The organism is Streptomyces diacarni, from assembly GCF_003323715.1.
GTDB lineage: Bacteria > Actinomycetota > Actinomycetes > Streptomycetales > Streptomycetaceae > Streptomyces > Streptomyces diacarni.
Window position 1 is genome coordinate 33,460 of record NZ_QOIN01000053.1, and the last position, 13,958, is coordinate 47,417.

Below are 13,958 nucleotides of genomic sequence, written 5' to 3' on the forward strand. Positions count from 1 at the left end.
TTTGATTGTGATGATTGTTAGGGTCCAACAACAGGGAAAAGTCCCCCTGTGTCCTGGTTGGTCCCTGCGCGGTACGGGAGAGTGCTCCGTGGCGGAGGGTGTGCTGCGTGACGGGGTCGGCGTTGAACATTCTGTTGGCTCGTGGTTCCTTGTGTGCGATTATGTTTGAGGTCACAGAACGAGGAGCCACCCGGTGAAGAAGACCTCAGGCCGCCTTGCCGACGGCCGCGAGATCGTTTACTACGACCTGCACGACGACACCGCCCGCACCGCGGCCGACCAGCGCCCCATGCCGCCCGTGGAGGCGCACTCCGAGATCCGGCACGACCCGCTGCTGGACGAGTGGGTCGGCGTCACGGCACACCGCAACGCGCGCACCTACCACCCGCCGGCCGACGAGTGCCCGCTGTGCCCCTCCCGCGAGGGACGGATGAGCGAGATCCCCGAGCCGACGTACGACGTCGCCGTCTTCGAGAACCGCTTCCCCTCCTTCCACGGCGCACCGGGCGCCGTGCGGCACGAGGACCCCGCCGCCCTCTTCCGCCACGCGCCGGGCGCCGGGCGCTGCGAGGTCGTCAGCTTCACCTCCGACCACAACGCCTCCTTCGCCGACCTCGACGAGGAGCAGGCCAGGCTCGTCCTCGACGTGTGGACCGACCGCACCGCCGCACTGTCCCGCACGCCCGGCGTCGAGCAGGTCTACTGCTTCGAGAACCGCGGCGAGGAGATCGGGGTGACCCTCTCCCACCCGCACGGACAGATCTACGCCTACCCCTTCACCACCCCGCGCACCGCGCGCATGCTGCACTCCGTCGCCGCGTACGGCGCCCGGCACCCGGGCGAAAACCTCTTCGACGACCTGCTCGCCGCCGAGCTCGCCTCGGGGGAGCGCGTCGTCATCGACGGCGAGCACTGGGTCGCGTTCGTGCCCTACGCGGCGCACTGGCCCTACGAGGTGCACCTCTACCCCAAGAGGCGGGTGCCCGACCTGCTCGCACTGCCCGAGGCGGCGCGAGCGGAGTTCCCCGGCATCTACCTGGAGTTGCTGCGCCGCTTCGACCGCCTCTTCGGCGAGAACGAACCGCGCACCCCCTACATCGCCGCCTGGCACCAGGCGCCCTTCGACGGCGGTGGCGGCGACACGGCCGACCCCGCGGGCGGCGCCGGTGCCGACTCGGGCGGTGGCGCTGTCGGCTCGGGCGGCGGGCCGCGGCGCGCGGCGCGCGAGGAGTTCGCCCTCCATCTGGAGCTTTTCACCATCCGACGGGCTCCCGGCAAACTGAAGTTCCTCGCGGGTTCCGAGTCCGGCATGAACGTGTTCATCAACGACGTGCCGCCGGAAGCTGCGGCGAAACGACTGCGGGAGGTGGCTTCTCGATGAAGTACTTGGTGACCGGCGGCGCCGGCTACGTCGGCGGTGTGGTGGCGGCACACCTGCTGGAGGCGGGACACACCGTCACCGTGCTCGACGACCTGGACACCGGCTTCCCGCAGGGGGTGCCGGAGGGGGCCACGTTCGTCAGCGGCCGCATCCAGGACGCCGCCCGCGTGCTCGACCCCTCCTACGACGGCGTGCTGCACTTCGCGGCGCACTCCAAGGTGGGCGAGTCCGTCGAGCACCCGGAGAAGTACTGGCGCAACAACGTCGGCGGCACCCTCGACCTGCTGGCCGCCATGCGCGACGCCGGAGTGCGCACACTCGTCTTCTCCTCCACCGCCGCCGTCTACGGCGAACCCGAACGCACCCCCATCACCGAGACCGACCCGGCCGCGCCCACCAGCCCGTACGGCGCCTCCAAGCTCGCCGTCGACCACATGATCAGCGGCGAGTGCCGGGCGCACGGGCTGGCGGCCGCCTCCCTGCGCTACTTCAACGTCGCCGGCGCCTACTTCGCCTCCGACGGCACCGCCTACGGCGAGCGCCACGACCCCGAGTCCCACCTGATCCCGCTGGTGCTCCAGGTCGCCCAGGGCAGGCGTGCGTCGATCTCCGTCTACGGCGACGACTACCCCACCCCTGACGGCACCTGCGTGCGCGACTACATCCACGTCGCCGACCTGGCCAGGGCCCATCTGATGGCGCTGGAGCAGGCCGCCGAGGGCGAGCACCTGATCTGCAACCTGGGCAACGGCAACGGCTTCTCCGTCCGCGAGGTCGTCGAGACGGTCCGCAAGGTCACCGGGCACGACGTGCCCGAGACGGTCGCGCCGCGCCGGGACGGTGACCCGGCCGTGCTCGTCGCCTCCGCCGAGCGCGCCCGCACCGCACTGGGCTGGCAGCCCGAGCGCAGCGGACTGGCCGAGATCGTGCAGGACGCCTGGCGGTTCGCCCAGCACGCCACGGCGGAGGCCAGGGGAGGAGCCCGCACGTGAGCGAGGGAACGCGCCAGGACGCCGCGGCAGGCGGCGGGGAAGGCGCCAGGGAAGACGTGCGGGAAGGCTTCAGGGCCGTCTACGGGCGCACGCCGGACGGCGTGTGGGCGGCCCCCGGGCGGGTCAACCTGATCGGCGAACACACCGACTACAACGACGGCTTCGTGATGCCGCTGGCGCTGCCGCACACCGTGCACCTGGCCGCGGCCCGCCGCGACGACGGCATCGTGCGGCTGCACTCGGGCGACGTGCCCGGCGCCGCCTACCAGGTGCCGCTCGACGCGCTCACTCCAGGCCGGGACGGCGGCTGGGCCGCGTACCCCTCGGGCGTCGCCTGGGCGCTGCGCGAGGCCTCTGCGCCCGTCGGCGGCGCGGACATCCACCTGGCCAGCACCGTGCCCACAGGCGCCGGACTGTCCTCGTCGGCCGCGCTGGAGGTCGCCACCGGCGCGGCACTGTCCGAGCTGTACGACCTGGGCCTCTCGCGCGAATCGCTGGCCCGCCTGTGCCAGCAGGCCGAGAACGACTTCGTCGGCATGCCCTGCGGCATCATGGACCAGATGGCCTCCGCGTGCTGCACCGCTGGGCACGTGCTGCACCTGGACACCCGCGACCTGGCGCAACGCCAGGTCCCCTTCGACCTGGCGGCCGAGGGGCTGCGGATGCTCGTCGTCGACACCCGCGTCAAGCACACCTTGGCCGACGGCGCCTACGCGGGACGCCGCCGGGCCTGCGAGGCGGGAGCAGCGGCGCTCGGCGTGCCCGCGCTGCGCGACGTCTCCCACGAGGAACTGGACACGGCACTGGCCCGCCTGGACGAGCGCCTCGACGATCCCGAGGTGCGCGGCTGCGTACGCCACGTCGTCACCGAGAACCGGCGGGTCGAGGAGACCATCGCGCTGCTCGACGCCGGCCGCACCCGCGAAGTCGGGCCCGTGCTCAGCGCGGGACACGCCTCCCTCAGGGACGACTTCCGGGTCTCCTGCCAGGAGCTGGACCTGGTCGTGGACACGGCGCTGGCCGCCGGCGCGCTCGGCGCCCGGATGACCGGCGGCGGCTTCGGCGGCTCGGCGCTCGTACTGGTGGAGGAGGCGGACACCGAGAGGGTCGGCGCGGCCGTCACCTCCACGTTCGCGTCGGCGGGCCACCTGGTGCCGCACCTGTTCGAGGCCGTACCGAGCGCGGGGGCGCGGCGGTTGTGAGCGCCCCCGTGAGCGCCCCGGCGAGCGCTGTGCGCGCTCCCGGCGTGCTGCGGTGAGCGGTCCCTGGGCTCACAAGATGCCCGCAAGTTTTGTGATTTGCCTTCCCATGCCAGAGCCCAGCCGTACCCTGAGTCGTATGCACAGCGCCGGTGGGGGCCGGCGCTGATCAGGGGGCGAGACAGCCGGGTACGACGCCCAGGGGCGGGGTAGACAGACGAACACGGCGGCGGCCGTGTCGCTGCGCGCTTCCCGCACATGGGCGCCGTGCCCGCACTGCCAGGGGGTGCCATGCAACGTATTCGCGTGCTGGTCGTCGACGACCACCGGATCTTCGCCGAGTCCTTGGCCGCCGCGCTCGCGGCCGAACAGGATGTCGAAGTGGGCGCGGCGGGCAGCGGAACGGCAGCGCTGCGCCATCTCGAGCGGGGCGCGGCGGAGGGCCGCAGGTTCGACGTCCTGCTGGTCGACGCCGACTTGGGCACACCCATGAACGGCACCTCGCCCCCGCCGCCTCCGCCGCCTCCGCCGTCACTGTCCGTCCGCACGAACGGCGAGCGGCCCGCCGCCCAGGCGCCGGGCCCGGCCTCGGCCGCCGTCCCGGCAGCCGCCGCCACGGCGACGCTCCCGGCCTCCGCCGCCCTCCACGCCCGGCACCTGGGCGCCGGGCCACTGGAGGAACAGCCCGCCGACGTGACGGCCACCGCCGCCTCCTCGGCCTCTCCCACCACCGCCGTGTCCGCGCCTGCGGGCGGCTTACCGCTGGTGGCGCGCGTACGCACCGAGTACCCGGCCGTGCGCACCGTCGTCCTCGCCGAGCGCGACGACCCCCGGCACGCCGCTGCGGCACTCCAGGCAGGGGCAGGCGGCTGGGTCGCCAAGGACTGCTCCCTCTCCCGGCTGCTCCAGGTCATCCGCGGGGTCCTCAAGGACGAGACGCACCTGCCGCCCGCCCTCCTCACCGGCGTGCTCAGGGAACTGACCGCCACCCGCAAGCACCGCACCGAGAGCGAACGCCTCGTCGAATCCCTCACCCCGCGCGAGCGGGAGGTGCTGCGCTGCATGGTCGCAGGACTGGGCCGCAAGGCCGTCGCCGAGCGGCTCTACCTCTCGCCGCACACGGTGCGCACCCACATGCAGAACGTCCTGGGCAAGCTGGGCGTCCACTCCACCCTGGCCGCGGTCGCCCTCGCCCGGCGCGCCGGCGTGGGCCCGGCCGAGCTGGAGCCCGCGGCGGCGCGCTGAGATCCCACCAGGCGCCGCACCCGGTGCCTATGCTGTGCCGCCTCTACCGGGACGAGCGTGGGAGCAGCGACGATGCAGCAGATGACCGAGGCCCAGTGGCGCGACTTCGTCCTCACCGGAACCCGCACGGGCAAGCTGGCCACCGTCCGCAAGGACGGCCGCCCCCACGTGACGCCCGTGTGGTTCCTGCTGGACGACGAGGGACGCCTGCTGTTCACCACCGGCAGTGACTCCCTCAAGTCCGCCTCCCTGCACCGCGACCCCCGCTTCGCCTTGTGCGTCGACGACCAGGAGCCCCCGTTCAGCTTCGTGATGCTCGAATGCGTCGTCGAGGAGTTCGTCGAGGACCTCGACCTCCTGCGCGACTGGGCCACCAGGATCGGCGGCCGCTACATGGGGCGCGAGCAGGCCGCCGCGTTCGGCGAGCGCAACGCCGTCCCCGGCGAGTACCTGGTGCGGGCACACGTGGCGCGGGCCATCGCCTACGCGGACCTCGCCGCCTGACCGAGCCGCCGGCCCCCGCACGGGCGAGCCGCCGGCCCGCCCCGGCCCGGGGGCGGGCCGGCATCACATGGCCAGACGGAGCGGCCTGACGGCCACGCGGCCTCGCGGGTTGGCCGCTTGGTGGCGTGACCGTTTCGTTCGGGGTTACACCGAGTGTTTGAAGACGCTCCAGCCGCCGTCCACGACCAGTCCGGCGCCCGTCACGAACGACGCGTCCTCGGACAGCAGGAAGGCGATGGCGGCGGCGACCTCGTCGGGGCGGCCGTGGCGGCCGACGACCGTCTCGTGCGCCGCCTGCCGCCGGTCCTCCTCCTCGACCCCGTCCCAGGCCGGTGTCATGACAGGACCCGGCAGCACGCAGTTGACCCGCACCTGTGGGCCGAAGTCGGCCGCCAGCTGGCGGCCGAGCCCGGTCAGACCCGCCTTGCTCGCGGCGTACGCGGGCCGCCCGTGCAGCCCGACCAGGGCGTGTACGGAGGACGTCAGCACGATCGCGCCGTTTTGCCGTCGCAGGTCCGCCACGCAGGCGCGCACCCCCAGGAACGCGCCTGTCAGGTTGGTCTGGAGCTGGCTCTCCCAGTCGGCGACGGAGATCTCGTCGGCGGCGCCGTGCCGCGCCATCGCCGCGTTGCACACCAGCCCGTCCACCGGCCCGAACCCCTCGTGCGCGGTCGCCACCGCGCGCGCCCACGCGGGTTCGTCCGTGACGTCTCCCAGGACGAAGGCGGCGCGTCCGCCCGACGCCGTGATCTCGCGGGCCGTGCGATGCGCCCCCGGCTCTTCCCTGTCGAGGAGGACGACGGCCGCCCCCTCGTCCGCCAGCCGGTGCGCTGTCGCGGCCCCGATCCCGGAGCCTCCACCGGAGATGACGACCGTACGTGATGCGAACCGCGCGCCCATGGCCATGCGCGTGATCGTAGGGGCACGGCGCCCGGTCCGGTAGGGCACGGCGCGGGTGGCGTCCGTGCGGGTGGCGGGAGGGCCGTCAGATGGGGATGTTGTCGAACGGAGCCGTCAGCCGGCGCAGCAGGGAGGCGAGTTCGTCGCGTTGCGGGGTGGAGAGTTCGGCGAGGAGGGCGCGCTCCTGGTCGAGCAGCCCGGCCAGGGCGCTGTCGGCGCGGTCCTGGCCCTCGGTGGTCAGCCGGACCAGCACGCCGCGCCGGTCGTTGGGATCGGGCAGCCGTTCGACCAGGCCCTTCTTTGCGAGGCGGTCGATGCGGTTGGTCATCGTCCCGGAGGTGACGAGCGTCTGCGTCAGCAACTGGCCCGGCGAGAGCTGGTAGGGGGTGCCCGCGCGGCGCAGCGCGGTCAGCACGTCGAACTCCCAGGGCTCCAGGTTGTGCTCGGCGAACGCGATCCGGCGGGCACGGTCCAGATGCCGGGCGAGCCTGCTGACCCGGCTGAGTACCTCCAGCGGCTCGACGTCGAGGTCAGGGCGCTCCCGGCGCCATGCTGCCACCAAACGGTCGACCTCGTCCTCCATGGGATCAGTGTAGAGGTTCTGTCGACGTGAAGTCTCTTGACGTCAAGAGAAGTCCGGTGCAGGCTGCTGCCATGTGGGATCCGAAGCAGTATCTCCGTCATGCCGGATACCGTCTACGCCCCCTCCGCGACCTCCTCGCCCGCGTGCCCGACGACCTGCCGGGGCACCCCGCCGCCCGCATCGCCGACCTCGGCTGCGGCCCCGGCGGGCCCAGCGAAGTCCTCGCCGCACGCTGGCCCGAGGCGCACATCACCGGATACGACAGCTCCCAGGACATGCTCAAGGAGGCCGCGGCCCACACCCGCCCCGGGCGCCTCGACTTCACCCACGCCGACCTCGCCGACTGGCGCCCCGCCCCCGACGAACACTTCGGGCTGCTCTTCTCCAACGCGGCCCTCCAGTGGGTGCCTGGGCACCAGCACGCCTTCCCCGACTGGATCGCCGCCCTCCCCTCCGGCGGCGTCCTCGCCTGCCAGATGCCCGGCAACTTCCGCGCCCCCAGCCACACGCTCCTCGCCGACCTGTGCGCCTCGCCCCGCTGGCGTGACCGCCTCGCCGACGTGGCGCGCCCCGACGCCCTCGACCCGGCGGGCTACGCGGACGTCCTCGCCCCCCTCGGCTGCGACATCGACACCTGGGAGACCACCTACCTCCACAGGCTCACCGGACCCGATCCCGTCCTCGACTGGACCAAGGGCACCACCCTCCGCCCCGCCCTCGCCCGCCTCGGTGACGACCAGGACGCCCGCGACGCCTTCCTCACCGCGTACGGCGCGGCCCTCCGCGCGGCGTACCCGCCCGGCCCCGACGGCACCACCGCGGTGCCGTTCCGCCGGATTTTCGTGGTGGCGGTCAAACGCTGAGCGGCCGGCGGCCCGCCTGGGCGTGGCGGGCACCGCAGCGGCGCGGGGGCGACCAGGTTCCGCGCACCCGCGCTCCCACGACGGGCCCCTCCGGCAACCGGCCGAAGCTCACGGAGCGTACCTGGGTGCGGTGGGCCGGGCCGCCGCCGCCCGCTTGGCCGCCCGCCACTCCGGGGCCAGCACCGACCAGAGCTCCATGTCGGTGCGCTTCCCCCGGTACAGCTGGCTCTCGCGCAGCACGCCGTCCCTCGTCATGCCCAGGCGGCGGGCCACCGCGATGCTGGGCTCGTTCGCCGCGGAGACGAGCCACTCCACCCGGTGGAAGCCCCGTTCCTCGATCACCCAGTCGACGACGACCCGGCACGCCCTGGTGATCAGCCCCCTGCCCACGGCGGCGGGCTCCAGCCAGCAGCCCGCCTCGGCGACGCCCTGCGCGGGGTTCATCGTGCGGAAGAGCACCCCGCCGACCAGCTTGCCGCCGCTGCCGCGCGTCCCCTCGGGGACCTCCGTCCAGATGCCGAAGATCCGCCCGGTGTCGGCTGCGGCCTTGTCCGCGTACGACCGCAGGCAGGCGCGGCTGGACTCCAGGTCGGTGGCCTGGTCGGGAAAGCCGATGTGGCGGCCGATGAACTCCCTGCCCCGCTCCATGTGGGCGAGGAACTCCTCGGCCTGCCAGGGTTCGAGCGGGCGCAGTTCGGCGCCGTCGTCACCCAGGGGTATCGCGAACATGTCCCGGCCTCCACGCCTCCGAACGGTCGACGACCGTCAACACCGCGCACGCTGCGCACGCACGCTGCGCACGCCCGCAACGCACGCGCCACGCGGGGGATCCTCGCACAGGTTTCCCCCGGTCGCGGCTGATTTTTCCGGCCTTCGAAGGCGCCGGCGGCACCTGCGACGGCCTCCGGCAGTGCGCCACCGTCGAAGGCGGGTTCCGCAGCCGTACCGAGCGTCGTCACACGGTCGGCCAGGTGTCGTCACGGAGGGGCCGCGGGGGCGAGGTCGCGGGCGAGGCCGTCCAGGACGGTTCGCGGGCCGCCCGGCCTCTCCCCGTTCCCGCGGGGCGCGGGGCCGGCCGGCTATGACCTGCGGTGCCCTATCAGGCGCGGTTTCTGCTCCAGGCCGTCCAGCCCGTGCCAGGCGAGGTTGACCAGGTGGGCGGCGACCTCGGACTTCTTCGGCTTGCGGACGTTGAGCCACCACTGTCCCGTGAGGGCGACCATGCCGACGAGGGCCTGCGCGTACAGCGGGGAGAGTTTCGCGTCGAAGCCGCGGGACTTGAATTCGCGGCCGAGGATGTCCTCGACCTGGGTGGCGATGTCGGAGATGAGGGAGGCGAAGGTGCCGGTGGACTGCGGCAGCGGGGAGTCGCGCACCAGGATGCGGAACCCGTCCGTGTAGTGGTCGATGTAGTCGAGCAGGGCGAAGGCGGCCTGCTCGAGCAGCTCGCGGGGGTGCCCGCCGGTGAGCGCTCCGGTCACCATGTCCAGCAACCGCCGCATCTCGCGGTCCACGACGACGGCGTAGAGGCCTTCCTTGCCGCCGAAGTGCTCGTAGACGACGGGCTTGGACACCCCGGCCTTGTGGGCGATCTCCTCGACCGAGGTGCCCTCGAAGCCGCGCTCGGCGAAGAGGGTGCGGCCGATGTCCAGGAGCTGTTCGCGGCGCTCCTTGCCCGTCATCCGGCGGCGGGCGCGCTTGGGGGGCTTGGCACCCCTGGGTGCCTTGCCCCCCTTCGTGCCGTCGGGGATGCTCGGCCCGGGCGGCGCACCGGGGTGCGCCGTCGGCCTCGCACCGTCAGGTGCCGGTGGCGCACCGGTGTAGTGCTGCGGCGCGTCGCCGAACGGCTGCGGCGTCTCGTCGGTCGGCACGGGGTGGGGCCTTCCCTGTCGTGTGGCTGCGTGGGGTCCCGGGGCTGGCGCCCGGGGACCCAGGGGCGTCGCCCCTGGGTCAGCACAGCATCATGCCGCCCCGGCCACCCGCTCCTCACGCCGGGAGTCGGCGGCGGCCGCACCCCCGGAGTCGGCGGAGGCCGCCTCGCCTGCGCCGGCCGCGCCGGTCCTGCGGCCGGGCGAGCCGTCCTCGTTCCGCTTGGTCTCCAGCCGCTCGCGCTTGGGCCAGCGCACGTCGTACGCCCAGCCCGCCTTCTCGAACCAGCGGATGAGACGGGCGCTGGAGTCGATCTGTCCGCGCTCGACGCCGTGCCGTGCGCAGGTCGGGTCGGCGTGGTGCAGGTTGTGCCAGGACTCGCCGCAGGAGAGGACCGCCAGCCACCACACGTTGCCCGAGCGGTCCCGCGACTTGAAGGGGCGCTTGCCCACCGCGTGGCAGATGGAGTTGATCGACCAGGTGACGTGGTGGAGCAGCGCCACGCGCACCAGCGAGCCCCAGAAGAAGGCCGTCAGCGCGCCCTGCCACGACCAGGTGGCCAGGCCGCCCACCAGCGGCGGGATGAGCAGCGAGACCGCCGTCCACAGCACGAACTGGCGGGAGATGGCACGCAGCGCCGGGTCCTTGATCAGGTCGGGCGCGTACTTGTGCTGCGGCGTCTGCTCCTCGTCGAACATCCACGCCATGTGGGCCCACCACAGGCCCTTCATCAGCGCGGGGACCGTCTCCCCGTAGCGCCAGGGGGAGTGCGGGTCGCCCTCGGCGTCGGAGAACTTGTGGTGCTTGCGGTGGTCGGCGACCCAGCGCACCAGCGGGCCCTCGACGGCCAGGGAGCCCATGATGGCCAGCGCGATGCGCAGCGGCCGCTTGGCCTTGAACGAGCCGTGGGTGAAGTACCGGTGGAAGCCGATCGTGATGCCGTGGCAGCCGATGAAGTACATCGCGACCAGCAGCCCCAGATCCAGCCAGCTCACCCCCCATCCCCAGGCCAGCGGCACGGCTGCCACCAGCGCGATGAACGGAACGGTGATGAAGGCGAGCAGCGCGATCTGCTCCATCGAGCGGCGCTGCTCACCGCCCAACGTCGCGGAGGGAGCCGGGGCGGGGGAGGCGCCGGCCTCGGCTCCCGCGGCGGGGGCGGCCTCCGGCGAACTGTCGAGCACGTCCGGACTAGTCGTCATAGATGTCCCTCATTGGACCTCGGCTTGGCTACGGTTCCGTAACCTACGGCGTCGTAAGTATGGCAGCCGTAAGTCACGGGACAAGAGGGGTGCGCACCGGGCACGATCACGCCGCGCGGTGCCCACGCCTCGGACAGAGGTGCTGTACCACGCTGGGGCCGACCTATCCTTGTGCCGTCGGACAGCGCGGTCCGCCACCTGCCCGAAGCCACCCCGCAAGGGACGAGAACCCCCAAGGGAGCAGCACCTGTGAGCAGCGCCGACACCAATCCACCCACCTCGACCCCCTCGCGGAACGCGCCCGGATCGAGTGACCCCGCCCCGCTCGACGACACCTTCGGTGTGGACACCCTCGGCGGTGGCCACGGCGAGGGCGCCGACGCCGTCGAGGCCACCTCCGCCCTGCGCGCCGACATCCGCAGGCTCGGCGACCTGCTGGGCGAGACGCTCGTCCGCCAGGAAGGCGCGGAACTCCTCGACCTGGTCGAGCGTGTCCGCGCCCTCACCCGCAGCGACGGCGAAGCAGCCGCGGCACTCCTGGGCGAGACCGACATCGAGACCGCCACCAAGCTGGTCCGCGCCTTCTCCACCTACTTCCACCTGGCCAACGTCACCGAGCAGGTGCACCGCGGCCGCGAGCTGCGGGCCCGCCGCGCCGGCGACGGCGGCATGCTGGCCCGTACCGCCGACATGCTCAAGGACGCCGACCCCGCGCACCTGGCGGACACCGCGCGCAACCTGTCGGTACGCCCCGTCTTCACCGCGCACCCCACCGAGGCGGCCCGCCGCTCCGTCCTCACCAAGCTGCGCAAGATCGCGGAGCTGCTGGAGGAGTCCGAGAACGCCATCGGCGGAGCCGAGCGGCGCCGCAGCGACCTGCGGCTGGCCGAGAACGTCGACCTGGTCTGGCAGACCGACGAACTGCGCGTCGCCCGCCCCGAACCGGCCGACGAGGCCCGCAACGCCATCTACTACCTCGACGAGCTGCACCGCGGCGCCGTCGGCGACGTGCTGGAGGACCTGGCCGCCGAGCTGGAGCGGGCAGGCGCCCCGCTGCCGTCGGGCACCCGCCCGCTCACGTTCGGCACCTGGATCGGCGGCGACCGCGACGGCAACCCCAACGTCACCCCCCAGGTCACCTGGGACGTGCTGATCCTCCAGCACGAACACGGCATCACCGACGCGCTGACCCACGTCGACGAGCTGCGCGGGGCCCTGTCCAACTCCATCCGCAACTGCGGCGCCACCCAGCCCCTGCTGGACTCCCTGGAGACCGACCTGGCGCGGCTGCCGGAGATCAGCCCCCGCTACAAGCGGCTGAACGCGGAGGAGCCCTACCGGCTCAAGGCCACCTGCGTCCGCCAGAAGCTCCTCAACACCCGCACGCGGCTGGCCGAGAAGCTGCCCCACGCGCCCGGCTGGGACTACCTGGGCACCGGCGAACTCCTCGACGACCTGGAGCTCCTCCAGGAGTCGCTGCGCGAACACCGCGGCGGCCTGGTCGCCGACGGCCGCCTGGAGCGCGCCCTGCGCACCGTGGCCGCCTTCGGGCTGCAACTGGCCACGATGGACGTCCGCGAGCACGCCGAGGCCCACCACCACGCGCTCGGCCAGCTCTTCGACCGGCTCGGCGAGGAGTCGTGGCGGTACGCGGACATGCCGCGCGACTACCGCCAGCGCCTGCTCGCCAAGGAGCTGCGCTCCCGCCGCCCGCTCTCCCCGAGCCCCGCCCCGCTGGACGCGGAGGGCGCCAGGACGCTCGGCGTCTTCGAAACCGTCGCCAAGGCCCTGGACACCTTCGGGCCCGAGGTCATCGAGTCGTACATCCTGTCGATGTGCGCGGGCGCCGACGACGTGTTCGCCGCCGCCGTCCTCGCCCGCGAGGCCGGACTGATCGACCTGCACGGCGGCTGGGCCAAGATCGGCATCGTCCCGCTGCTGGAGACCACCGACGAGCTCAAGATCGCCGACGAGCTGCTCGACGCGATGCTCTCCGACCCCTCCTACCGCAAGCTGGTCTCCCTGCGCGGCGACCTCCAGGAGGTCATGCTCGGCTACAGCGACTCCTCCAAGTTCGGCGGCATCACCACCAGCCAGTGGGAGATCCACCGCGCCCAGCGCAGGCTGCGCGACGTCGCCCACCGGCACGGTGTGCGGCTGCGCCTCTTCCACGGCCGCGGCGGCACCGTGGGCCGCGGCGGCGGCCCCACCCACGACGCGATCCTCGCCCAGCCCTGGGGCACCCTGGAAGGCGAGATCAAGGTCACCGAGCAGGGCGAGGTCATCTCCGACAAGTACCTGGTGCCCTCCCTCGCCCGGGAGAACCTGGAGCTGACCGTCTCCGCCACCCTCCAGGCCTCGGCGCTGCACACCGCGCCCCGCCAGTCCGACGAGGCGCTCGCCCGCTGGGACGCGGCCATGGACACCGTCTCCGACGCCGCCCACCAGGCGTACCGGAAGCTGGTCGAGGACCCCGACCTGCCCGCCTACTTCTTCGCCTCCACCCCCGTGGACCAGCTCGCCGAACTCCACCTCGGCTCCCGTCCCTCCCGCCGCCCCGACACCGGCGCCGGGCTCGACGGGCTGCGCGCCATCCCGTGGGTGTTCGGCTGGACCCAGTCGCGGCAGATCGTCCCCGGCTGGTTCGGCGTCGGTACCGGCCTCAAGGCCGCCCGCGAAGCCGGACTCGACAGCGTGCTCGAAGAGGCCCACACCTACTGGCACTTCTTCCGCAACTTCCTGGCCAACGTCGAGATGACGCTCGCCAAGACCGACCTGCGGATCGCCCGCCACTACGTGGAGACCCTCGTCCCCGACGAACTGCGGCACGTCTTCGCCACCATCGAGGCCGAACACGCCCTCACCGTCGAAGAAGTCCTGCGTATAACAGGCGAGAGCGGGCTGCTGGAGTCCAACCCGGTCCTGAAGCAGACGCTCAAGATCCGCGACGCCTACCTCGACCCGATCTCCTACCTCCAGGTCTCCCTGCTGGACCGCCAGCGGCAGGCGGCGGCCGCGGGCAAGGAACCGGACGAGACCCTGGGCCGCGCCCTGCTGCTGACCGTCAACGGCGTGGCCGCGGGCCTGCGCAACACCGGCTGAGCCCTTGCCAAACGGGCCGACGGGGCCTGGGCGCTGCTGCTCCTTCTCCTCGCGGAGGACCCTCTCGCGAAGGACTCTCTCTCGCGGGGATCTCGCGGGGATCTCGCGGGTGACCCCT

At 72.9% G+C, this 13,958-nt stretch carries 12 protein-coding genes; 7 read left to right on the forward strand and 5 right to left on the reverse strand.

Annotated elements, in window-relative coordinates; translation table 11 throughout:
* Window positions 1-193: 193 nt before the first annotated feature.
* The 5 genes from galT to DTL70_RS26590 all read left to right on the forward strand — a co-directional run bounded on the left by galT (window position 194) and on the right by DTL70_RS26590 (window position 5,321).
* Window positions 194-1,381 (forward strand): galactose-1-phosphate uridylyltransferase, encoded by a 1,188-nt coding sequence (gene galT, locus DTL70_RS26570; protein WP_114024549.1) that lies wholly within the window; start codon window positions 194-196, stop codon window positions 1,379-1,381.
* Window positions 1,378-2,373, forward strand: coding sequence for a UDP-glucose 4-epimerase GalE (gene galE / locus DTL70_RS26575; protein WP_114024550.1), 996 nt, complete (start codon window positions 1,378-1,380; stop codon window positions 2,371-2,373). The genes galT and galE overlap by 4 nt, the downstream gene beginning before the upstream one ends.
* Window positions 2,370-3,575, forward strand: coding sequence for a galactokinase (galK, locus tag DTL70_RS26580; RefSeq protein ID WP_114024551.1), 1,206 nt, complete (start codon window positions 2,370-2,372; stop codon window positions 3,573-3,575). Before galE ends, galK begins: the two co-directional genes overlap by 4 nt.
* Window positions 3,576-3,863: 288 nt before the next feature.
* Window positions 3,864-4,817 carry a response regulator transcription factor gene (locus tag DTL70_RS26585; protein WP_114024552.1) on the forward strand — a complete coding sequence of 318 codons (954 nt, stop codon included), beginning with the start codon at window positions 3,864-3,866 and terminating at the stop codon, window positions 4,815-4,817.
* 72 nt (window positions 4,818-4,889) lie between these two features.
* Window positions 4,890-5,321: a PPOX class F420-dependent oxidoreductase gene (locus DTL70_RS26590; protein ID WP_114024553.1), complete on the forward strand. Its 432-nt coding sequence runs from the start codon at window positions 4,890-4,892 to the stop codon at window positions 5,319-5,321.
* A 144-nt stretch (window positions 5,322-5,465) separates the two neighbouring features.
* On the opposite strand, the gene DTL70_RS26595 is transcribed toward DTL70_RS26590, so the two are convergent.
* A complete protein-coding gene (locus DTL70_RS26595; RefSeq protein WP_181861096.1) occupies window positions 5,466-6,227 on the reverse strand; it encodes an SDR family NAD(P)-dependent oxidoreductase in 762 nt (253 codons plus the stop codon).
* A 79-nt stretch (window positions 6,228-6,306) separates the two neighbouring features.
* Window positions 6,307-6,804, reverse strand: a complete 498-nt coding sequence (locus DTL70_RS26600) for a MarR family winged helix-turn-helix transcriptional regulator (protein WP_114024554.1) — start codon at window positions 6,802-6,804, stop codon at window positions 6,307-6,309.
* Window positions 6,805-6,875: 71 nt separating this feature from the next.
* Here DTL70_RS26600 and DTL70_RS26605 point away from each other — a divergent pair, with 71 nt between their 5' ends.
* Window positions 6,876-7,667: a trans-aconitate 2-methyltransferase gene (locus tag DTL70_RS26605; protein ID WP_114024555.1), complete on the forward strand. Its 792-nt coding sequence runs from the start codon at window positions 6,876-6,878 to the stop codon at window positions 7,665-7,667.
* Window positions 7,668-7,775: 108 nt separating this feature from the next.
* On the opposite strand, the gene DTL70_RS26610 is transcribed toward DTL70_RS26605, so the two are convergent.
* From DTL70_RS26610 to DTL70_RS26620, 3 genes are all read right to left on the reverse strand, one after another.
* Complete coding sequence (locus DTL70_RS26610) at window positions 7,776-8,396, reverse strand: GNAT family N-acetyltransferase (RefSeq protein ID WP_114024556.1); 621 nt, start codon at window positions 8,394-8,396, stop codon at window positions 7,776-7,778.
* Window positions 8,397-8,746: 350 nt separating this feature from the next.
* Window positions 8,747-9,418, reverse strand: coding sequence for a TetR/AcrR family transcriptional regulator (locus DTL70_RS26615; RefSeq protein ID WP_114024611.1), 672 nt, complete (start codon window positions 9,416-9,418; stop codon window positions 8,747-8,749).
* 210 nt (window positions 9,419-9,628) lie between these two features.
* Window positions 9,629-10,738, reverse strand: coding sequence for an acyl-CoA desaturase (locus tag DTL70_RS26620; protein ID WP_114024557.1), 1,110 nt, complete (start codon window positions 10,736-10,738; stop codon window positions 9,629-9,631).
* A 249-nt stretch (window positions 10,739-10,987) separates the two neighbouring features.
* Between DTL70_RS26620 and ppc the strand changes: the two genes are divergently transcribed.
* Entirely contained in the window at window positions 10,988-13,840 is a 2,853-nt protein-coding gene (gene ppc / locus DTL70_RS26625; protein WP_425470412.1) for a phosphoenolpyruvate carboxylase, read from the forward strand.
* Window positions 13,841-13,958 lie beyond the last annotated feature (118 nt).